General features: G+C 56.7%; 14 protein-coding genes. 9 read left to right on the top strand and 5 right to left on the bottom strand.

Features of this window, described 5'->3' with window-relative positions; translation table 11 throughout:
- Position 1 precedes the first annotated feature (1 nt).
- The 4 genes from carA to rlmD form a co-directional block, all read right to left on the bottom strand.
- Positions 2-1,153 carry a glutamine-hydrolyzing carbamoyl-phosphate synthase small subunit gene (carA, locus tag N675_RS06970; RefSeq protein WP_038038702.1) on the bottom strand — a complete coding sequence of 384 codons (1,152 nt, stop codon included), beginning with the start codon at positions 1,151-1,153 and terminating at the stop codon, positions 2-4.
- Positions 1,113-2,552, bottom strand: coding sequence for a dihydroorotase (locus N675_RS06965; protein ID WP_231577962.1), 1,440 nt, complete (start codon positions 2,550-2,552; stop codon positions 1,113-1,115). The genes carA and N675_RS06965 overlap by 41 nt, the downstream gene beginning before the upstream one ends.
- Before the next feature lie 464 nt (positions 2,553-3,016).
- Positions 3,017-3,847 (bottom strand): Maf family protein, encoded by an 831-nt coding sequence (locus N675_RS14635; protein WP_338417744.1) that lies wholly within the window; start codon positions 3,845-3,847, stop codon positions 3,017-3,019.
- Positions 3,844-5,043: a 23S rRNA (uracil(1939)-C(5))-methyltransferase RlmD gene (gene rlmD / locus N675_RS06950; RefSeq protein WP_038038698.1), complete on the bottom strand. Its 1,200-nt coding sequence runs from the start codon at positions 5,041-5,043 to the stop codon at positions 3,844-3,846. The genes N675_RS14635 and rlmD overlap by 4 nt, the downstream gene beginning before the upstream one ends.
- Before the next feature lie 337 nt (positions 5,044-5,380).
- Here rlmD and N675_RS06945 point away from each other — a divergent pair, with 337 nt between their 5' ends.
- The 6 genes from N675_RS06945 (at position 5,381) to N675_RS06925 (ending at position 11,527) form a co-directional block, all read left to right on the top strand.
- Complete coding sequence (locus N675_RS06945) at positions 5,381-6,172, top strand: enoyl-CoA hydratase (protein ID WP_051914392.1); 792 nt, start codon at positions 5,381-5,383, stop codon at positions 6,170-6,172.
- A gap of 42 nt (positions 6,173-6,214) precedes the next feature.
- Complete coding sequence (locus tag N675_RS06940) at positions 6,215-6,976, top strand: CorA family divalent cation transporter (RefSeq protein WP_051914391.1); 762 nt, start codon at positions 6,215-6,217, stop codon at positions 6,974-6,976.
- Complete coding sequence (locus N675_RS14735) at positions 6,871-7,185, top strand: CorA family divalent cation transporter (protein ID WP_081886918.1); 315 nt, start codon at positions 6,871-6,873, stop codon at positions 7,183-7,185. The genes N675_RS06940 and N675_RS14735 overlap by 106 nt, the downstream gene beginning before the upstream one ends.
- 285 nt (positions 7,186-7,470) lie before the next feature.
- On the top strand, positions 7,471-9,231 hold the full coding sequence (locus tag N675_RS06935) for an ABC transporter permease (protein ID WP_231577961.1): 1,761 nt from the start codon (positions 7,471-7,473) through the stop codon (positions 9,229-9,231).
- 18 nt (positions 9,232-9,249) lie between these two features.
- Positions 9,250-10,605, top strand: coding sequence for an ABC transporter ATP-binding protein (locus N675_RS06930; RefSeq protein WP_051914387.1), 1,356 nt, complete (start codon positions 9,250-9,252; stop codon positions 10,603-10,605).
- A 55-nt stretch (positions 10,606-10,660) separates the two neighbouring features.
- Positions 10,661-11,527, top strand: coding sequence for a DODA-type extradiol aromatic ring-opening family dioxygenase (locus N675_RS06925; RefSeq protein ID WP_038038697.1), 867 nt, complete (start codon positions 10,661-10,663; stop codon positions 11,525-11,527).
- Between the two features lie 63 nt (positions 11,528-11,590).
- Here the strand turns inward: N675_RS06925 and N675_RS06920 are convergent, their stop codons facing one another.
- On the bottom strand, positions 11,591-13,237 hold the full coding sequence (locus tag N675_RS06920; protein ID WP_231577960.1) for an amidase: 1,647 nt from the start codon (positions 13,235-13,237) through the stop codon (positions 11,591-11,593).
- 261 nt (positions 13,238-13,498) lie between these two features.
- Between N675_RS06920 and N675_RS06915 the strand changes: the two genes are divergently transcribed.
- The 3 genes from N675_RS06915 to lon all read left to right on the top strand — a co-directional run bounded on the left by N675_RS06915 (position 13,499) and on the right by lon (position 18,314).
- Entirely contained in the window at positions 13,499-14,461 is a 963-nt protein-coding gene (locus N675_RS06915; RefSeq protein ID WP_231577959.1) for a pyridoxal-phosphate dependent enzyme, read from the top strand.
- Positions 14,462-14,545: 84 nt separating this feature from the next.
- Entirely contained in the window at positions 14,546-15,847 is a 1,302-nt protein-coding gene (locus tag N675_RS06910; RefSeq protein ID WP_156100837.1) for an MFS transporter, read from the top strand.
- 25 nt (positions 15,848-15,872) lie between these two features.
- On the top strand, positions 15,873-18,314 hold the full coding sequence (gene lon, locus N675_RS06905; protein WP_081886916.1) for an endopeptidase La: 2,442 nt from the start codon (positions 15,873-15,875) through the stop codon (positions 18,312-18,314).
- The last annotated feature ends 12 nt before the right edge of the window (positions 18,315-18,326 follow it).

Genomic DNA, 18,326 nt, shown 5'->3' with positions numbered 1-18,326 from the left:
ATTACACCTCCGACGACGTTTGGACAAGCGTTACCGGCTGCCGTGACTGCGCGCGCTCGCGCACTTGAGCAACAAAGGCATCGAAGAGATCCTGGCTATCTTGTGGGCCGGGAGATCCTTCTGGATGGAATTGGATCGACCAGACCGGCAACGAGCGGTGGCGTAACCCTTCGACCGTGCCATCGTTGACATTGACCATCCAGATCTCCCAGCCACCTTCCGTGAGCGTGGGCGTTGGCTCAACGCAGTAACCGTGGTTCTGGGAAGTAATGCGCACTTTGCCAGTGACGAGATCCTTGACTGGATGATTGCCACCGCGATGGCCAAACTTGAGCTTGGTCGTCCGCCCACCGAAGGCCCGCGCGAGCAGTTGATGACCGAGGCAGATTCCTAAAAATGGAGTGCCTGACAGCGCCAGATCGTGCACAGAGCGCAATGCTGCTGCAGCACGAGCCGGATCGCCGGGGCCAGGAGAGACCACAACGCCATCGGGATCAAGCGACAGGATATCCTCGGCGCTCGTTCCGTAGGGCACAACGAACACCTGCATCCCACGCATGACGAGGGATGTGATGATGTACTGCTTAACACCACAGTCAACCAGGACAACCCGTGGGCCATCAGCTGGCCCATAGCGGCGAACTCCGCCGGTCACTGAGGGCACAACGTCTTCGCGATCAGGCGTCCAGGCGCGGCGAGCCAAGGCGACAAGCTCGTCATCACTCCGGCCACGCCGGTCAGAAACTAAAACTGCGCGCATGACACCACGCGTGCGCAAATGCCGTGTCAAGGCACGTGTGTCAACGCCGTAGAGCGCCGGAATACCGTAGCGCTTCAGGTATTCGCCAAAGGTCTCAACAGACTGCCAGTGACTCGGCTCCGAGCAGTATTCGCGCACGACCATCCCGGCAATCCATGGTCGGCGCGATTGATCATGCTCGGGGGCCACACCGTAATTGCCAATCAGGGGATACGTCATGCAGACGATTTGACCGAAAAACGAGGGATCCGTCGCAACTTCCTGATATCCAGTCATCACCGTGGTGAAAACGGCTTCCCCCTCAGCATCACTGTGGGCCCCAAAGGGAATCCCGGGGAAAATCCGCCCATCCTCAAGAACAAGCGCGCCTGGCCAACGCTGCTGAATCGGCATATGCCACCTTCCCATCCACGACTGTCAACACAGCCCGACCTTGAAGGACCATCCCCAACAGGGGGGTATTTGCGCTTCGGGAAGCCAGAACCTCAGGCTTCACCTGCCAGGTAACCATTGGATCGATCACCACGACATCGGCCGGGGCTCCCGGCCTCAAGACACCTCCCGGCAGGCGGAACAGTGTGGCGGGGCGGGTAGCAAAGAGATCAAAGAAGTGGAGCCACGAGAGCACACCACGGTGAATAAGACGCAGCAGCAACGGTAGGGCAAACTCCAACCCGATCATTCCAAACGCTGCACGGGTGAGATCCGAAGGCTTTGCGGCCGCGTGATGAGGAGCATGGTCAGTTGCGAAGCAATCAATCGTGCCGTCAAGAACAGCAGCGAGCAGTGCACGAGCATCCTCTTTACGACGCAGCGGCGGATTAACTTTGGCATGCGGATCAGGCGAAGGGCCAATCTCCACTGTGTCTTCGCCAACAAAGCGCCGCTGTCCAGCGACCCACCAATCGGTCATGAGCAGGTGATGCGGCGTTACTTCAGCGGTGACACGCACTCCTGCCCGCTTGGCAGTACGCACCATCGCCGCAGCACGAGCCGTTGTCACATGCAGGACATGCAACCATCCCCCAGTTTCCCGTGCAAGTTCGAGATCGCGTAGCACAATCAGTTCTTCTGCAAGGGCGGGAATACCTGGCAAGCCTAACGCCCGGGCTGCCTCTCCATCATGCATCACGCCACCACGTGACAGCGTTGGCTCTTCACAGTGCACCATGATCGGCAAGCCAGAGCTAGCCGACCATGCTAAAGCCTGGCGCATGACTGCAGCCGATCGCGTGCTGTCACCATCATCGGAAAAACCGACCGCACCTGCTTCAGCCATGCTCTCAAGATCAGCCAGCACTTCGCCCTTGCGTCCCTGGGAAATCGTCCCGATCGGCATGACGCGAACAGGTAATGATCGTGCTCGGGCGCGGATGTCAGCAATTCGTTCTGCTTGGTCAAGCGGTGGCTCAGTATTGGGCATGCAACAGATCGTCCCAAAACCGCCATGAGCAGCAGCGCACGCCCCTGACTCCAGTGTCTCTTTCTCAGGGAAGCCAGGATCACGCAGATGGACATGGATATCAACGAGCGCTGGCCCAACCACAAGTCCATGGCCGTCGAGCGAAGGGATGCCCTCGGGCACCGGGATGTGCAAGCCATAAGCTTCGAGCCGCCCCTCGCGCACGAGGAGATCGGCAACACCATCCCATCCACGTGCCGGATCAACGACTCGTACTCCGCGAAGATGGAGCGAGAGCTGTGGAGTGCTAAAAAAAAGCCTCTGGATTCGGGCTGAATCCAGAGGCCCTTGCTTCCACATATTGGCTTGGTTCAATTCAAGTTGGTGCATACGTCCTGCCCAGTGTCCGTACATTCCTGCCTCCAGGGCAGTCCTCAAGAGTGTAGCAAAGCTACGGCACAGCGTCAAGCCAACGAACACGGGCACACACGGATCGGCTGTTGAATGCTACGATCTCAGAAGCAATAGGCCGAGGTCTCGCTGTTGTATGACGTGTGTGGTAGAAGAGACAGTTTTGCGGATCGTCCTAGCTGCGTTACACTTCGACCATGAGGAGCAGGCGTCTCATGCCAAGTGGTGAGCCGCGAGCACGGCGGTCCTACCAAACACGGGACAGCAGCACATCCTCCCTGGACGAGCGAGCGCTCCAGGAAGAAATCGCGGTCCATCTCGATGCCCTTCACGAGCTTGGACCAGAGTATCGCGATGCTGTCGCTCAATCGCTGGTTGAAGCGCTCCGTCCGCTGATTCGACAAGAAGTCGAACAGTATGCAGCCAAGATCGTCGAAGAGCATCTACGCCGCCGAACCCGGTGGCAACCCTCGACGTCGCGGAACCCTGCGCTCATTATGACCTTGCTCGTGATGGCTGTTCCCCTCACTGCAATCGCTGCCGGCGTCGCCGGTATCAGCGGAATGCTCGTCCTCTGGACATTCCTCATTCTCATTCTCGTCCTTCATCGCCTTGGGTTGTTGTAGTGGAAGTTCTCTCGCGGAAAAAGCGCAGTAGAGCGGACAGTTTACGCACGCAGGCTGCCGGGGCTCAACTGTCCAGTCTTGAGGTAATGCGTGAGCACGCAGCAACAGCTGCTCAACGAGTGCAAGGGGTAACCCCACGACGTTGCAATAACAACCACGGAAGCAACGAACTGGCCGGAAGAGCGGATCTTGAATGGCATACCCCCCGGCCTTGTCAAATGGCTCCCCACGGGCAATAGCCGCCGCAATTTCGTCATCCTGATAGCAGCGCATCTGTACCCAGGTTCGTGCATGGTCAATCCAGAGGCGTCGTCCGCGCGCTACTGCCACTGCTGTAATCACCCGGTGCCACCGCCCACGAAGCTGGCGCAAGAGTGCCCATGCCTCAGCTTCATCAGCTGGCTTGCCAAGGAGATAGCCGCGATCACAAACGACGGTATCAGCTGCGAGAACAACGGCCTGAGGATAGCGCGCTGCAATCGCTTGCGCTTTCGCCCGCGCCAGTGCACGCGCTACGCGTTCAGGCCGTCGCGTCTGTTCTGGCATTGGCTCAGCAAGATCGGCCGGAGCGACCTCGAAGGGCAACCCGAGCAGCGCAAGCAACTCACGTCGCCGCGGCGATGCCGAAGCAAGGACAAGGTTGGTCACGATTCTGCTAACTCCAATGTTGCAACTGACTCGATATGGTATGTCTGAGGGAACATGTCAACTGGCGTGACGTCACGCAGTATGTAGCCACCATCACACAGACGACGCAAGTCGCGGGCTAACGTCGATGGATCACAGGAGACATAGACAAGACGACGTGGGCGTAATGCCAACACCGCACTCAATGCGCGAGGATGACAGCCAACGCGAGGCGGATCAAGGATAATGGCATCAGGCTGTTCCTCAAGCGAGCCCAGCACATCTTCAACCTTGGCCTGCACATACCGGATATTCGCCGACCCGCTGCAGTTTACTCGTGCATCGCTCACCGCTGATGGCGACTCTTCAATGGCAATGACTTCACGCACAAATGGCGCAAGAAACACTGCAAACGTGCCGACGCCAGCATAGGCATCAACAAGAACCTCATTTCCCGTGAGTGTCAGTCGTTCTCGAACTAAGCGAGCGAGTTGCTCGGCCTGCTTCGTGTTCACTTGAAAAAATGACGAGGCCGAAATACGGAAGCGATGGCCAAGTAGCTCCTCCTCATACCAGGGCTGCCCAGAGGGCACAGTAGGGACCAGCTCATGAAGGTCGGGCTGGACAAGTAGTTGCCCAGTATGCACGCCATATCGCACAACCACCTGATGCTTGACAAAAGCGCGGCCCTGAAGTTGAGCAAGTACAGCATTGATGCGCGGATGCATTAAGAGACACTGGTCGATTTGGATGAATCGCCGTCCAGCCCCTGGTCGTGCAATAAACCCTAGTTTCCCTTCGGGGCCTACGGTAAACCTGGCGTGATTCCGGTAACCGTACGGCTCAGGAGCAGGCACAGTGGGAAAGACTGGAGGATCCACAAACTTTCCAATGCGCCGTAACTGCTCGCTGACAATGTGTTGCTTGTACTCAAGCTGCGCAGCATAGTCAATATGCTGCCACTGACAACCGCCGCAAACGCCGAAGTACGGACACGGCGGTGTCACACGATTGGGGGATGGCTCATGCACTGCAATAACGCGCCCAAGGCTATAGTCGCGCCGCTCCTTCTCAATTGCAACCTCGACCGTTTCCCCAGGAATCCCATATTCCGCAAAGACAACACGACCATCAAGGCGGCCGATGGCTGCCCCCTGAAATGCCATATCGGTAAGCTGTAGGGTAACATGCGATGCTGGTTGATCACTACTCGGCATATGCGCCTCCTTACTCAAGAAGTCTAGTGAGCATGTCCATCCTCCAGCAACCAACGTTTTCCCTCTCATCGTGTACGTGACACGTGCTGAGGAAAGGTCTTGCGGAGTATCCCAACATCGTGTCTAGACAGGCACCACGCCCCTCACCGAATAACAGCAGACTTCGCTGGAGAGCATCGCGACATCGCTATACTCGATCAGCGAGCATGCTGGCAAACGAGAAAGACGGGGCAGAGAAAGCGCCACGTCTTTCTTCGCTAGTCAGACATTGTGCTGTTTTCTTGTAGAGCGTATCGTTAAAGGCGAAGCAAGGCAGACCGCACAGGGGAGGCACACGATGGCGATCGCAACAAAGCACTATACCAATATTCTCTTTGATAGCCAAGATGGCATTGCAATTGTCGCAATGAATCGGCCGGAGAAGCGCAATGCTCTCTCGCTCGAGCACATGCAAGAGCTCACCGACTGCTTCAAGGAGATTGGGCAAGATTCTTCTCTTGCGGTTGTGATCCTCCGCGGCAATGGGCCAGTTTTTTGCTCTGGCCACGACCTGAATGAGATGATCGGTGGCGATGTCCCGACCTATCGCCGGATTTTTACCGTCTGCACGACATTAATGGAAACAATTCAATCAATCCCGCAGCCAGTTATTGCACAAGTGCATGGAGTGGCGACCGCGGCAGGATGCCAGCTCGCGGCAACCTGCGACCTTGTCGTCGCAGCAGAAGATGCCAAGTTCGCCACACCAGGGGTCAAGATTGGACTGTTCTGCTCGACACCGATGGTAGCAATCAGCCGCAACCTACCGCGCAAGAAGATGCTTGAAATGTTGCTCACGGGTGAACCCATCTCAGCACAAGAAGCGTACCAATTTGGGCTTGTTAACCGTGTTGTGCCAGCCGAGCGCCTCGCAGAGGAAACCTGGGCATTGGCACAGAAGATCCGGCAAGCCAGTCCGTTGGTTGTTGGCATTGGGAAGCAGGCCTTCTATCATCAGCTCGAGATGACCCAAGCACAAGCCTACGCCTATGCCCAAGAGGTTATGGCACTGAACGCACTCGCCGCTGATGCACAAGAAGGGATGTGTGCTTTCTTGCAGAAGCGTACACCACAATGGACAGGAGCATAGTCAACCGACGCAGTATGGCATAAAGCGTTGAACGGGACAGTAATGCCAGCGCACATTGCGGTACTCCTTGAAAAAGGGACACGGCGCTTACCAAGTGTTGATGAAATTGATCAGATCATTGCGCGGGATGAAGGATTGCTCTGGCTCGATATTGAGCAACCCACTGAGCATGACATTGCTCTTCTCCAGCGTGAGTTCGGCTTCCATCCCCTTGCTCTTGAAGATGTACAGAAGGCTCATCAGCGGCCGAAACTCGATCGATACGATCACTATTTCTTCTTCGTCTTTTACGCAGTACGCCTAGCAGGAGGGCCTCCTCTACAGTATCAAGAAATTAATTTCTTTATCGGCAAAAATTATCTCGTGACGATTCATCGCGCTCCCTGTCCTGAACTTGCCTCCATCGCCGAGCGATGGCAGCAGCAGGCAGAGATGAACCCGCACCTTTCCCATCTTGCCCTGCTGCTGTATACCATTCTTGACACATTTTTTGATCAATACTTTACTCTTCTTGACCAGTTAGCTGAGCAAGCGGAAGAAATCGAAGAAGCCATTATTGCAAGTGCAAATAATGCTGTCCTCAGTGATCTCTTTCGTCTCCGCAAAACCCTTCTTACCTTGCGGCGAATTCTTGCCCCGGAGCGTGACGCACTCAATGCATTCCTGCGCTTCGATGACAACCTTTTGGTGACGACGCGATGTTGTACTTTCAAGATCTCTATGACCATGTCCTGCGCATTCTTGACACGGTTGATACCTATCGAGATCTGCTGGCGGGCATGCTGGAAGCCCATCTTTCGGTGACCTCAAACCAGCTGAACCAGGTAATGCGCACGCTCACAGCCTGGAGCATCATCTTGATGACACTAGCGCTCATCGCCGGCATTTATGGGATGAACTTCAAGAACATGCCGGAGCTTAACCTTTGGTGGGGATACTACGCGGTCCTTGCCGGCATGGCTGTTCTTGTCATTGGGTTGTTTGCACTTTTCCGCCACATCCGTTGGCTCTGAAAACCAGGCAAGCGTTCTCTGTTTTATCCCCTTGCGCCCTCTGCACACCTCGGCGTACACTCCAACCGCTGGCGCGCATCATTGGTGCGCTCCAGCCAGTGCAGGGACCTCGGAGGAACGGAAGCAATGCACGACGACGGCCCAAGTCCGCGACGTCAGCCGTTCCTACCGGTGGGGCTGGTGAGCTGACCTAGCACATTTCCCTCGATCATCACGCGGCACACCGCCCCTCACTGGTAGGGGCGGCATGTACTCCAAGGGAGCTTCGTGATAAGGAGGTGCCGCGTGATTTCGCGTGTCTGGCCCTTTATCGTCCATCGCCAGCCACTTCGCCACGTCCGCTCAGCATGGTGGATCGATCTGTTGCTCGCCATCATGCTGGTTCTTGGCATCTACGGGATCATCCGGATCGCCGAGCGATGGACGGCTCCGCTCACGCCGACAACAGCAATCAGTCTCTCCCCCTGGGTACTGCCGCAGTATGCACTCTTTTCGCTCTCGCGCATGGCCCTTGCCTATGTACTTGCGCTCTCGTTTAGCCTGCTCTATGCACGGATCGCTGTGGCGAGTAAAGCAACCGAGCGAGTACTCGTACCATTACTCGACATCTTGCAGAGCATTCCCATTCTCTCGTTTATGCCTGGCGTCGTGCTTGCTCTCGTGACGCTCTTCCCACACCGCAGTTTAGGAACGGAACTTGCAGCAATTGTGTTGATTTTCACGAGTCAAGCATGGAATCTTGCCTTTAGCTTTTATCAATCACTGATCACGATTCCGCAAGATTTCCGTGAAGTCGCTCGGCTTTTCCGACTAACGCCATGGGAGCGCTTCACACGGCTTGAGCTTCCATTCGGCCTCATTCCCCTGCTGTGGAATTCAATGATGAGCTGGGCTGGTGGCTGGTTCTTTCTTATGGCATCGGAGCAATTCACTCTTGGGCAGCAAAGTTTCCTGCTTCCTGGCCTGGGTGCCTATCTCAAGGTTGCAGCTGACCGAGGTGACCTCCATGCACTTGGACTCGGCTTGCTCGCACTCATTATTGTGATTGTCCTCCTCGACCAGTTTCTCTGGCGCCCCCTGTTAGCATGGGCCGACCGCTTCAAGGTTGAACAAACGACCGGCTTAGTCACGCCATCATCATGGGTGCTTGAAATTCTGCAGCGCTCGCTTCTTCTCACGTGGGCACGTGACCACCTCGTTGCCCCAACTGCTCGCTCTCTTGACCGGCTCATGAACCGGATCTTTGCCGGCGAGCCATCTCCAGCTTCAAGCGATGCTATTTCACCGCCAGGCACAGTATGGCGATGGACATTCGCTACCTTCGCCGGTCTCGGTATACTACTCCTCATCGGCTGGGGAGTGCGTGCAGCAGGCCACCTCTTGATTGCGCTTCCAGTAACAGCGTGGGCAACGATTGCACAGGATGCTGGGCTCTCATTCCTGCGCGTTGCTGCTTCTCTGCTGATTGCAGTCATCTGGACTGTTCCAGTGGGCGTTGCCGTTGGATTAAGTCCACGATGGGCCCCAAAGATTCAGCCAATCGTCCAAATGGTTGCCTCAATTCCCGCAACCGCCCTCTTTCCAGCCTTACTCCTGCTCTTGCTCCATCTCCCTGGAGGTCTTGACGTCGCTGCTATCGCATTGATGTTGCTCGGCACGCAGTGGTACGTGCTCTTCAACGTCATTGCCGGTGCCATGGCCATTCCGAATGATTTGAAAGAGGCCGCAGCAATTTATCACCTGACTGGCTGGCACCGCTGGCGCATTCTGATTCTGCCGGCTATTTTCCCTTTCCTCATTACTGGACTGATTACGGCAGCTGGTGGTGCGTGGAACGCCACAATCGTCGCTGAGTATGTCACTTTTCAGGACCAGGTCTATCAGACATCAGGGCTCGGCGCACTGATTGCTGCGAGCGCGAATGCAGGGAACTACCCCGAACTCTTCGCTGCAACACTCACCATGGCAGTCGTTGTCGTCCTGCTGAATCGTGCATTTTGGCGCAGGCTCTACCGCCTGGCAGCAACACGCTTCCGACTGGATTAACCAGAAAGGAGAAGCACGATGGTACAGACCGTGCCAGTTCGCCGTCCGACCAACGAGGCCCCTGTTCTGTTACGAGCACAGGACGTGACGAAGTACTACGGGCAGGATGGCAACCGTATTCTTGTGCTTGACCGTATTACGCTCGACTTACGAGCTGGAGAATTTGTTGCTCTGCTTGGCCCATCCGGGTCAGGAAAGTCAACGTTGCTGCGTATCCTCGCAGGCCTCATCCCGCCGTCCAGCGGGCGCGTGCTCCTCCATGGCCAACCCCTGCAAGGTGTGAATCCGAACGTGGCAATGGTTTTCCAGTCGTTCGCTCTCTACCCATGGCTGACGGTCCTCCAAAACGTCGAGCTTGGGCTCCTCCACAAACATTTACCGGAAGCTGAGCGACGAGCACGTGCATTGGCGATTATCGATCTTATCGGGCTTGATGGATTCGAGCACGCGTATCCGCGTGAGCTTTCTGGAGGGATGAAGCAGCGGGTCGGGTTTGCCCGTGCGCTTGTCGGAGAACCAGAGATCCTCTTTATGGACGAACCATTTTCAGCGCTGGATGTCCTCGTTGCAGAAAACCTTCGCCATGAACTGCTTGACCTCTGGCTTGCTCGAAAGATCCCCACGCAGGCAATCCTGATGGTCACCCACAACATCGATGAGGCGGTCAGTATGGCCGATCGGTTACTAATCTTTAGCGCAAACCCGGGGAGAATTCGGGTCGAACTCCCGGGTCTTCCCGTTGCTGAGCGTCTCGCCAAGGGAGAAGCGCATGCACAACTTGTCGACACCATTTACCGCATTATGACGAATCCGCACGAGGATATTACCGCATTGCTCCCACAGGCTCGCGTGCTGCAGACTGCCGAAGTTCCCACCTATCAGATGCTCCCTCATGTGAGCATTGGAGAATTGACTGGCTTTATTGAACGTCTGGCCGCTCTTGGTGGGCGGGAAGATCTCTACGAACTCGCGCGTGAGTTACAGCTTGAGGTCGACGAGTTGTTGCCACTTGTTGAAGCAGCTGACCTGCTCGATTTCGTCGAAGTACTTGAGGGTGACGTTACGCTCACACCAGTCGGCTCAGCCTTTGCTGAAGCGGACGTCCTTGAGAAGAAAGCGATTTTCCGCCGTCAAGCACTCGACCGCATCGAATTGATTCGTGAGATTGTGACGGCGCTGCGCAGCTTACCACGGCATCGGCTTGCCGAGGAACCCTTCATTCAGCGGCTCGAAGAGACCTTCAGTCCTGTTGAGGCACGACGGCAACTCGATACGGCAATCGACTGGGGGCGATACGCTGAGCTCTTTGCATACGATGACCACGCAGGCATTCTCTACCTTGAACAAAACGGTGACGCCGAGGCGACACATTGACGCTGCATGCCGGCTGCCTGATACTGCCTGGTGGGAACAGGGAAGGAGGTTTGCGATGCCAATCGTTTTTGGGGCTGTGGCACCGCATGGGTTCCCAATTATTCCAGCACTGAGCGACGATGCGGAAGGTGCGCTGCACACACGTGCAGCGATGGAAGAGCTTGGGCGTCGCTGCGCTGCGTCACATCCTGATGTGCTTGTCGTTGCAACACCGCACGGTGTCCGTGTGGAAGGGCATATCTGCCTTGCTAATACGGCTCGCGGCGCTGGCACTTTGTGGTGGCATGATCGCAAGATCGAGATGAACGTGCCCGTCGATGGCCAGTTAACCGACCGGATCGCGCAGCGCGCGACTGCCGCGGGTGTACCGATCGCTCTTGCTGGTTTTGCAGGCAATCGCCGTGATCAGAGCGTCATTCCTCTTGACTGGGGGGTCATAACACCGCTTTGGTTTCTTGGCTATGGCCAAGATATGCCTGGTTACGGGAATGTGCTTGCCCCAACGCCAGAGCATGATCCAGGGCCACCAGTTGTGATTGTGACTCCCTCACGCGCGTTACCGCGTACAGCAATGATCACCTTTGGTGAAGCGGTGGCTGAAGCTGTTGAGGCCGACGGGCGACGAGTGGCCTTCATCGCTTCGTGCGATTGGGCACATACCCATCGCGCAGATGGCCCCTACGGCTTCCATCCCGATGCAGCGCGTGTCGACCAGGCTGTGGTTGAAGCCTTACAGGCAAATGACCTGGAACGCTTGCTTGACCTTTCTGATGAGGAAGTAGCCAATGCCGCCATTGACGGATTATGGCAAACACTCATGCTTGCTGGCGTTATGCGACGAGTTCCAATGCACGGCACCGTGCTGAGCTATGAAGCACCACGATACTATGGGATGATTGTGGCGCCTTTCGAACTCCGGTGACAGGTAGGGAAACGCCAGCTGGCCGGGGTTAGAACTCCCCGGCCAACTGGCTGGTACGAGCCATTAGTCCATTGGTATTGTCGGTAAGAGCTGTGGCGGCTTGCGTACGCGTGTCGCTTGCTCGAACGCATAGGCCAGTCGAATGAGTGTCGGTTCGCTAAAGGCGCGTCCCATAAAGGTTAACCCCACTGGCAACCCAAAGGCATAGCCAGCCGGAACTGTAATCAACGGATACCCCGCGATTGCAGCTGGAGACGAACTTGCTCCTAAGAAATGGTCACCATTGATCAAGTCAATGGTCCAAGCCGGGCTCCCAGTGGGCGCCACGAGAGCATCAAGCCGGTACTTGTCCATGACCGCATCGATACCATCCCGCCCCCCAAGGCGTCGCTCCTCAGCCAGAGCCTGCTGATAAGCTGGGTCGGTCAGTGGTCCCTTTTCCTGAGCCATGAGGAACAACTCTTGCCCAAACCACTTTAACTCCTGGTCAGCATGTTCTTCATTAAAGCGGATGAGATCTTCAAGCGTTTTCATGGGGAAATCGGGCCCTAAGCGCGCAAGATAGGCAGCGATATCATGTTTGAACTCATAGAGGAGCACAGTGAGCTCTGCATCACTCGTAGCAATCTGCTGCGCGGTAGGAATATCAGCTGGGTCAATGATTTCAGCTCCAAGGTCACGCATAACTTGAATCGCTTCTTCAATGACGGCGTCAGCTGCTGGGCTATAGCCAAAGAACGTCTGCCGCGCCACACCAATACGAGCACCTTTGAGTCCTTGGGGATCAAGATATCGGGTATAGTCCTGCGGCGCATGTCCCGCACTTGCCGCAGTCGCAGGATCTTGCGGATCCGGCCCAGCGATAATGCTGAGCACGGCAGCAGCGTCAGCAACGGTGCGACAAATCGGCCCGACAGTATCCTGACTATGAGCAATCGGGATGACACCATTGCGGCTAACAAGCCCAACGGTTGGCTTGAGACCGACGACCCCGCAGATTGACGATGGGCAAACGATTGATCCATCTGTTTCGGTGCCAATCGAGATCGCTGCCAGGTTCGCTGAAACCGCTTGGGCCGAACCCGAACTCGAGCCACAGGGATTGCGGTCAAGTGCATACGGATTACGCCCCTGGCCACCACGGGCACTCCAACCACTCGAGGAACGGATGCTCCGGAAGTTTGCCCACTCACTCATGTTAGCCTTACCGAGGATGACTGCGCCTGCAGCCCGGAGCCGTGCTGCGACAGTCGAGTCAGCTGGTGGCTTTGCGCCAACCAGTGCGAGGGAACCAGCTGTCGTCGAGAGCTTATCCGCCGTATCCAGGTTGTCTTTCAGTAAGACAGGAATGCCATGGAGCGGACTCCGCGGCCCTTTCTCGCGCAATTCCTTGTCAAGCGCTGCAGCTATTGCTTCGGCATCGGGGTTGACTTCGATTACCGCGTTGAGGAGCGGATTCAGCTCAGCAATCCGTGCAAGATACACCTGGGTCAGGCCATAGGCCGAAACCTTGCCTTGGTCTAATGCAGCTCGGAGATCGGCAACGGTGGCCTCTTCCAAATTTGCTAGGGTCACTTCACGGGGCTTCGCGTTGGCTCCAACTCCGAATCCGCGCCATAGGGCAAGCTGGGTAGCGATTGTACTCGCGAATGCTCCCTTGATGAGCGTTCGCCTTGTCATACGAGAGTACGGCAGCAGTTGCTCTGACATTCTTGTCCCCTTCCTGCTTTGTTGCAGCCACCAGCTATGATGGGGGTAGAGTACGGCCGCTCAGCTGTAGCCGTCAAGAAGGGATCAACCATGCAGCCGTGGCAGTATCACTGCAGCCGTTGCGAAACCACTGAGCAGCTCACAACGCGTGCATGGTGCTGTCCTACCTGTGGTGCAGCATGGGGACTTACACATCCAACTTCAACGCCCGTATCAGTCGTCTCCAGCCCTGGCGAGGGCACCTTATGGCGTTATGCTTCGGTGTTGCCTGTACCCGCTGTCAATGCTATTTCCTTGGGTGAAGGGCAAACGCCACTTGTCGCTGGCGAACTTGCTGGTCATCCTGTCTGGTTCAAACTCGATTTCTTGCAGCCAACCGGTTCATTCAAGGACCGGGGCGCAAGTGTCGTGGTAAGCCTTGCGAAACATCTTGGTGTTGAGACGCTGATTGTCGATTCGTCGGGTAATGCTGCCGCAGCGTTTGCCGCGTACTGCGCTGCTGCCGGCATGACATGTCACATCTTCGCGCCAGCATCAACATCGTCGGCAAAACTTGCCCAGACGCGTGCCTATGGAGCCATGATCACGCTTGTCGAAGGATCACGCGAAGCTGCCGCCACGGCCGCGCAACATGCCGCCGAAGAACCTGGCACATTGTACGCGAGCCATAACTGGCATCCCTTGTTCGTCGAAGGCACCAAGACGTGGCTCCTTGAAACGTGGGAACAGCTTGGGAGACGCATGCCAGCGATATGTTTTCTGCCGGTTGGAGGTGGGAGTCTCCTTGCCGGGGCCTGGCGCGCTGCGGAAGACCTCGGTGTAGTGCCACCTTACCTCGTTGCAGCTCAGCCAGCCGCCTGCGCGCCACTCGTCCAGGCACTGGTAGCGAACGCGCAAGAGGTTACCCCAGTATCTCCCGGCCCAACCCTCGCAGAAGGCGCCCGAATCGGCAATCCACCGCGCGGTCAGCAGTTGCTTACGATCTTACGAGCTAGCCACGGCTGGGCTGAAGCAGTAACCGAAGCATCACTTGTTGCTGCACTGCGTCTGCTCTGGCGCCAGGGACTCTTTGTTGAGCCGACAGCAGCGCTCGGTGCTGCAGCGTTTTGTCAAGTAGTTGCGCGTGGCATCCCTTTGCCGGACGGCCCAATTGTTATTGTCCTGACCGGAAGTGGTCTCAAAGCTCCGGATATTGTCCAAACGCTCTTGACTGAAGCGCAGTAAGTCTTCGTCGTGTTGGCATCCGGCCGTGAGCGCGCTAGGATACCAGCGCGCCCAGCGGGCGTCCGGAAAGGGTGTACAGGGGCAGTGCAACAGCAGGCATCTCGGTCGTTCAATCGACACCTCCTTGCAGCTGTCTATCTTCCGACCGCCCTGCTCGCCTTTGGGCAAGGAGCAATGGTGCCGATCCTACCGCTTTATGCTCGGCATTTCAGCGCAAGTTACAGCCTCGCAGGGTTGGCAGTCTCGGCAGCTTGGATCGGCACACTGCTCATGGACGTCCCTGTTGGACTTCTTTTGCCAAGGATTGGTCATCGCCGCGCCATGGTCATTGGATGCGGACTCTTTGCCGCCGGGACAATTGCGCTGGCCTTTGCCCAGAGTGCACCAGAGTTAATCATCGATCGTCTTCTTGCAGGTATCGGCACTGCCTTCTGGGGACTGTCACGGCATGCCTATATTGCGCAGGCAGTTCCAGTCGAGTCCCGTGGGCGGGTTATCTCGGTATTTGGCGGGATTAATCGGCTGGGATGGTTCGTTGGTCCAGCCGTTGGTGGGTTCGTCGGCCGCGACTTTGGCCTCGGCACAGCTATTCTTGTTGCCGGCATACTTGCTCTCGGGGCGACTGGCTTTGCAATTGCCGTGCCCGAACTGCCCAACCTGCGTCCGGCTCCTGGAGCTCATCGCTTATCGTTGGCAGTGATTAGCGAAATCATCCAGCTGCGCTGGCGCGAGTTGCTCACCGCTGGCACTGCACAGATTTTTGCCCAGATGATCCGCCAAGCACGCTACATCGTTATCCCACTCTATGGGAGAGATATTCTCGGCCTCGATGCCGCTCAGGTCGGCGTCATTATTAGCGCATCCTCCTTCCTCGACATGTCACTTTTTATCCCAGCCGGCATGATCATGGACCGTTGGGGAAGGAAAGCGGCTGCAATCCCGTCATTCCTGCTCCTCGGCCTTGGCATGGGGCTTATCCCCTTCACCACCAGCTACTGGACCCTCTGTGCAGCTGGCCTTCTGATCGGCTTTGGTAACGGCATTGGCTCCGGCACAATGATGACCCTTGGTGCTGATCTCGCACCCGAAGGCCGGACAGGAGAGTTCCTCGGCATCTGGCGGTTAATCGGTGATAGCGGGCAAGCCCTTTCACCCCTTGCCGTTGGTTTGATCGCCGACCTTATCGGGATTACCTTGACTTCTGGGGCAACTGCCTTCCTTGGTCTCTTCGCTGCGAGCACACTGGGCTTCTTCGTCCAGGAAACGCGCTGGGCTCAATCACGCAGCACACCTCCAGCCGAACCATTGCCCGCTTGTCATGGAGCAAGCAGGCTGGCACAATCTCCCCTGCCGTCGACGACCCGAAAGCGCGAGACGGGTCGCTGAGCAAGGTGTAAGGAGGCAGCGTAGCATGCCGGTCAATAGCCGGTACGAACTCTATGCCGCGCGTTACCCAGTGCTCCCGCTGCGTCAAGCTGTCATCTTCCCACATACAATTGTGACCTTGCTTGTTGGTAAGCCACGATCAATTCAGGCCCTTGAAGCCGCAGCTTCCTACGACGGCCATCTCATCGTCGTTGGATTACGTGACGCTGACTGCGATGATCCTGGACCTGATGACATCTTTGAGGTTGGAACCCTCGTGCGTATCCTCGCGCAGGAACCACGAACGAGTGGTGGTTACGAAGTTCGACTCGAAGGCCAGCAACGCGTTCACTTGCTCCATCTTGATACCCAACATGGCTATCTCCTCGCACGTGCTGAGCCATTAGCCGAGCCCCAACCGCCGCCTCGCGAAGCTGCAGCACAGCTACGATACCTCCGCACACTGCTTGACCGGTATCGTGCTGCAGGAGGACACCTCAGCGACGATATGCTGTCAATCCTCGAAAACGCTGAGGATTTACATGTCCTCACGGACATGCTCGCCTCGCACATCGTCCGCGATATGCCAACGCGGCAACGCCTCCTTGAATTACTCGATCCACTTGCACGAATTGAACAACTTGCGATCCTTCTTGCCGGCGAAGTCGAAATCAGCGAGCTTGAGCAACGCATTAAAGACCGCGTTCGAGAACAAATCGACCGGAGTCAACGGGAGTTCTATCTCCGCGAACAACTGAAGGTCATCTACCACGAACTCTCTGGCAGCACCGAGAGTGAAGCTGACACACTCCGTCAACGCATCCAAGAGCGATCGCTGCCCAATGACGTTGCTGAACGCCTCCTCCGTGAAGTTGACCGCCTTGAGCATATGCCAAACGCTTCATCTGAAGGCGCCATTGTGCGCACCTACATCGAAACACTCCTGGCATTGCCATGGAATGAAGAAACCACTGACAATCTCGATCTGGAGCACGCCCAAGCCGTACTTGAGCGCGAGCACTATGGGCTCGAGCATGTGAAGGAACGCATTCTCGAATTTCTTGCTGTTCGCAAGTTGACCGCCGGTCGACCGCCCACGCAGGCAACAGTTCTCTGCTTTGTCGGACCACCAGGTGTTGGCAAGACGAGTCTGGGTCGATCAATCGCCCAGGCGCTTGGTCGCGCGTTTGCCCGCGTCAGCCTCGGCGGGGTCCGTGATGAAGCAGAAATTCGAGGTCATCGCCGGACGTACATCGGGGCCTATCCCGGACGAATCATCACAGCGATGCGACGCGCGGGAACCATCAACCCGGTTATCGTGCTCGACGAGATTGACAAGCTGGCGTCTGATTACCGTGGCGACCCGGCAGCAGCATTACTCGAAGTCCTTGATCCCGAGCAGAACCAGCACTTTACCGACCATTACCTTGATGTCCCCTATGACCTCTCGCGTGTTCTCTTTATTGCTACAGCCAACACCCTGGCAACTGTGCCACGTGCGCTTCGCGACCGCCTTGAAGTGATCGAGATCGAAGGCTACACCGAAGAAGAGAAACGCGAGATTGGCCGTCGCCATTTGCTACCACGCCAACTTGCCGCCCATGGACTGTCTTCTGATGCCATTGAATTCCCGGAACCGCTTTGGCCGATCCTCATTCGCGGCTACACCTACGAGGCTGGTGTCCGAGAACTTGACCGGCAATTAGCCGCGCTCTGTCGCAAAGTGGCACGGGAAACAGTCCAACAAGGGCAGACACGAGTACGCCTGACCAAGCGCCGCTTATTTGCCTATCTGGGGCCGCCGCGCTACGACCCGGCGCAGTTTGACCGTGAACCACAGATTGGCGTCGCTCTCGGGCTTGGCACGACAGCAGTCGGGGGGGTACTTCTCCCGGTTGAAGTAGCCGTTATGCCTGGGAAAGGACGGCTGCAGGTCACAGGGCAAGCTGGCGAGGTGATGCAAGAATCTGCTCGTGCAGCGTTAAGTTTTATTCGATCACGAGCCACTAGCCTTGCGATTCCACCTGAACGCTTTGAGCAGAGTGATATTCATATCCACCTCCCAGAAGGAGCGCAGCCAAAGGACGGCCCTTCAGCCGGCATTACCATGGCAATTGCCATGATCTCGGCCTTCACTGAACGTCCCGTGCGTGCCGATATGGCGTTGACTGGAGAAATTACGCTGCGCGGCAGGATTTTGCCAATTGGAGGGCTGCGGGAAAAAGTGCTTGCTGCCCAGCGTGCAGGCATTCGCCACATTGTGGCTCCTGCCGAGAATGCACGCGAGCTCCCACGTCTTCCTGCCTCGGTCGTCCATACTTTAACGTTCCATTGGGTTCGAACAATGGATGAAGTGATCGCACTCGCCCTCTTACCCATGCAGCCACACGACGTCCTAGCGGATACAGAACTCGCGGGCAAGGTAGAAACACCACTGATTCCGCCGCAGTCGCTGGAAGACGATATCCCTGTGGAAGTCCAGGAGTGATGCTGGGGCACA

The sequence above is a fragment of the Thermorudis peleae genome, from assembly GCF_000744775.1.
Lineage (GTDB): Bacteria > Chloroflexota > Chloroflexia > Thermomicrobiales > Thermomicrobiaceae > Thermorudis > Thermorudis peleae.
Note: the sequence above shows the minus strand (reverse complement) of the source record. Positions and strands in the feature narration are given on the sequence as shown.